At 40.5% G+C, this 3,505-nt stretch carries 2 protein-coding genes, 2 pseudogenes and 1 CRISPR repeat array; all 4 genes and pseudogenes read left to right on the top strand.

Going from position 1 to position 3,505, the window contains the following annotated elements:
- Positions 1 to 241 precede the first annotated feature (241 nt).
- The 4 genes and pseudogenes from PX482_RS18880 to PX482_RS18865 all read left to right on the top strand — a co-directional run bounded on the left by PX482_RS18880 (position 242) and on the right by PX482_RS18865 (position 2,099).
- Entirely contained in the window at positions 242 to 1,171 is a 930-nt protein-coding gene (locus PX482_RS18880; RefSeq protein ID WP_012266085.1) for an NAD(P)H-dependent glycerol-3-phosphate dehydrogenase, read from the top strand.
- A 166-nt stretch (positions 1,172 to 1,337) separates the two neighbouring features.
- Positions 1,338 to 1,508, top strand: a pseudogene (locus PX482_RS18875) (transposase DNA-binding-containing protein); the annotation flags it as partial.
- A pseudogene (locus PX482_RS18870) lies at positions 1,506 to 1,598 on the top strand (IS4 family transposase); the annotation flags it as partial. The pseudogenes PX482_RS18875 and PX482_RS18870, both read left to right, overlap by 3 nt.
- Before the next feature lie 228 nt (positions 1,599 to 1,826).
- A complete protein-coding gene (locus PX482_RS18865) occupies positions 1,827 to 2,099 on the top strand; it encodes a lipopolysaccharide assembly protein LapA domain-containing protein (RefSeq protein ID WP_002788612.1) in 273 nt (90 codons plus the stop codon).
- A gap of 339 nt (positions 2,100 to 2,438) precedes the next feature.
- Positions 2,439 to 3,407: a CRISPR direct-repeat array (repeat unit 37 nt; unit sequence GTTTCAATCCCTAATAGGGTTTAAGATTAATTGGAAC).
- Between the last annotated feature and the right edge of the window lie 98 nt (positions 3,408 to 3,505).

Raw genomic sequence — 3,505 nt, 5'->3', positions numbered from 1 at the left:
GATCCCCCCTTAATCCCGCCTTGATAAGGGGGGTGCCGATCCCCCCTTAATCCCGCCTTGATAAGGGGGGTGCCGATCCCCCCTTAATCCCCCCTTGATAAGGGGGGTGTCTGACAACTTTTAACACCTACCTACTTATCAGTAATCGGTGAATAATTTCATTTAAGACTCATAACCTTCAAATCGAATCATTTCTAACCAGTCACTGATCAGGGATCACTAATAAGGAGGAGAATAAAAGTTGTTAGAAAATGCCAAGAAAATTACGGTGATAGGTGGGGGAATTTGGGGACAAACTCTCGCTAATTTGGCTAGACTTAATCACTTAGCTGTTAGGGTTTGGTCGCGTCATACTGGGGAAGATTTGGGGGCTATTATAGCAGATACTGAGGTAATTATTTCAGCAGTTTCGATTAAAGGAGTTGTTCCAACGATCGAAAAATTACAGCAATTACAATTAAATTCTCGCATAATTATCGTCACCGCTACTAAAGGATTAGAGCCAATCACCACTCGTACCCCTTTTCATCTGTGGAATCAAGCTTTTCCCGCTAATCCCCTTGTGGTTCTTTCCGGTCCCAATTTAGCTAAAGAAATTAATCAAGGTTTACCCGCTGCCACGGTGGTAGCAAGTTATCTGCAAAAAGCAGCAATATTGTTACAAAAATTATTATCTGGGGAATCTTTTCGGGTTTATCTTAATAGCGATCCCTTGGGGACTGAGTTAGGTGGCACTCTCAAAAATGTCATGGCGATCGCTTCTGGGGTTTGCGATGGTTTACAGTTAGGTACTAATGCCAAATCTGCCCTGTTAACTCGCGCTTTACCGGAAATAGTTCGGGTGGGAACTTGTCTAGGAGGTTGTCAAGAAACTTTCTTCGGTTTATCGGGTTTAGGGGATTTATTAGCCACCTGTAATAGTCCTTTATCTCGCAATTATCAAGTGGGTTATCAATTAGCTTTAGGTTTATCTTTGCCTGAGATTTTAGCAAAGTTAGAGGGAACTGCCGAGGGAATAAATACCACAGAAGTTTTGATGAGAATTGCCCAAGAAAAAAATTTATATGTACCGATTACCTGCCAAGTTGATCGTCTTTTGCGCGGGGAAATTTCTCCCCAAGTTGCCGTTTATGAATTGATGCGTCGGGATTTAAAAGCAGAATTTGATTAAGAGACAAGAGATTTTTCAGTGATCAGTAATCAGTTAGTCGGAGCTTTCTTAACAAAAAGAGAAGAAACTTAAAAAAAGGGGAACCGATTGATAGGTATAGTTTTAAAAGAAAGAAGGAATCAAGGTGGAGGTGAGCAAAAAAATGGAGAAATGAGCAGCCCAAGAATTGCAGTATGCAGACCTAGGGGACACGAGAAGAAAGAAAAGGTTAATCAGTATCGTGGAAAACTTGGCCAGCCAACTTAGTACAAGTGTACGACATTCCTCGGCAAATCTAGCCGCCGCCAGTGCCACATCTGATTTTGGGAATTCACCCTATTTTCAACCTTCAGCGGTGAGAATGATTGCTTCTCTTGGGGTTTTTTTAGGTAGAAAAGGCGACGGTGAACCTAGTGTTAAAACTATTTGGTTAGGACTGGGAAGGTAACATGATATCAGCCAGACTTGGAAACTATCTGATCAAATTATTTTCCCCATAGAACCCCCTTGAGCAATCTTGCACACTTTTCTCTTTTTGTCAAATTTTATGTTAAGAAAGATGCGACTAATGGATAGGAGGGCCACGAATAAAGAAAAATGGTATTAATAGGGAGCTAACTGCGAAATTAGCCTACAAAACCTGAAAAAATCTCCCACAAACATGGCGAGGACAAGCATGAATACAATTAGTAATTTTTTAGCTAGTGCTATTGTCGGCGGCTGGATTATGACCATGGCAGTTTTTGCTATTCAAAATATCCAACCAGTTTCTTTAAAGTTTCTACAATTTGAGTCAATTAAAGTACCTATCGGTGTTTTATTGGCTTTTTCTTTGGGAATTGGATTTTTTATGGCCGCATTTATCCCCGCTTTTTTGAGAAAGTCGAAAAAATCTCCTCGCAGTCGCTTTCCTCCCCCACAACCGGGGTTAGACGAGTTTGATTTTTAGATAGGGTTTGCGGCAAAAAGTTTGTTGGTGGGGTTAGGAGTCAGTAGCCGGTCGTCGGTCGTCAGTAGTCGGTCGTTTCAGGCTTTGTTGCCCTCTTTTTTCGTACCAACTTATATACTACAAGAAGGATAATGCAAGGTTTTTGAGGGTCCCAATCCGATTTTCGCAGCATGAACATCGGATTTTAACAGGTCAAAAGCCTTATTTTAAAAGGGTTTTACCATTATTCAGCAAGCCCTAGTTAGGTCAGCCCCTAATCACTTAAATTCTGAACAAAAACGCCAATTCAAGTCTGAATTGGCGCGATAATCGCTTCTAATGCCGTTGAATCTTTAGGGTGTTTCAATCCCTAATAGGGATTAACATTAATTGGAATAACAATAGAGTGAGGAACAATAAGCATATTGTTTCAATCCCTAGTAGAGTTTAAGATTAATTGGAACATTAATAGCGAGGGAAAGTAGTGGATTCTCCCCAAAGTTTCAATCCCTAGTAGGGTTTAAGATTAATTGGAACAAAAATTCTCTTAAGCGAGCCTCGGTCATGACATTGTTTCAATCCCTATTAGGGTTTAAGATTAATTGGAGCCTATGGTAACACGAAAAGATAATCGCGTCAAGATCGTTTCAATCCCCATTAGGGTTTAAGATTAATTGGAACACTTCGTCTGTGCCGTCCATCCCGAAGGGGTAGAGTTTCAATCCCTAATAGGGTTTAAGATTAATTGGAACAAGTAAAGCGGCAATAAGCGATTTAGAACGAGGCGTTTCAATCCCTAATAGGGTTTAAGATTAATTGGAACATTAGCGGCAAGATTCCCCACAAAAGAGGAGAAGGCCGTTTCAATCCCTAATAGGGTTTAAGATTAATTGGAACTCAATTCTGGTCTCGGTGGGGAATTCCCTAGTGACGTTTCAATCCCTAATAGGGTTTAAGATTAATTGGAACCGGAATTTGAAGGAAGCCCAACAGCTACTAATGCAGTTTCAATCCCTAATAGGGTTTAAGATTAATTGGAACGCTTTGCACCCCCAATTCTCGATAGGCATTTTTGTTTCAATCCCTAATAGGGTTTAAGATTAATTGGAACAAGACGGGAAGCCGGGAAAAGACGGGAAGCCGGGAAAAGTTTCAATCCCTAATAGGGTTTAAGATTAATTGGAACACTTTAATGCTATTCCATTTAGCCATCAAATCCGAGTTTCAATCCCTAATAGGGTTTAAGATTAATTGGAACAAATTGCGAGAATTGAATGGTGAATTCAACAAAAGTTTCAATCCCTAATAGGGTTTAAGATTAATTGGAACTCGACCTTCTTTGATTGATGCCCACATTCCGCACCCTAAGTGTCACAACGTCTCAAAAGAGGAAGATGCCTGAGTCAAAATACTTATCTAGAGGAGTG

The sequence above is a fragment of the Microcystis sp. M53602_WE12 genome (genome assembly GCF_030065455.1).
Taxonomy (GTDB): Bacteria; Cyanobacteriota; Cyanobacteriia; order Cyanobacteriales; family Microcystaceae; genus Microcystis; species Microcystis aeruginosa.
The sequence above is the reverse complement of the archived record's forward strand: the minus strand, read 5'-3'. Positions and strand labels throughout refer to the sequence as shown.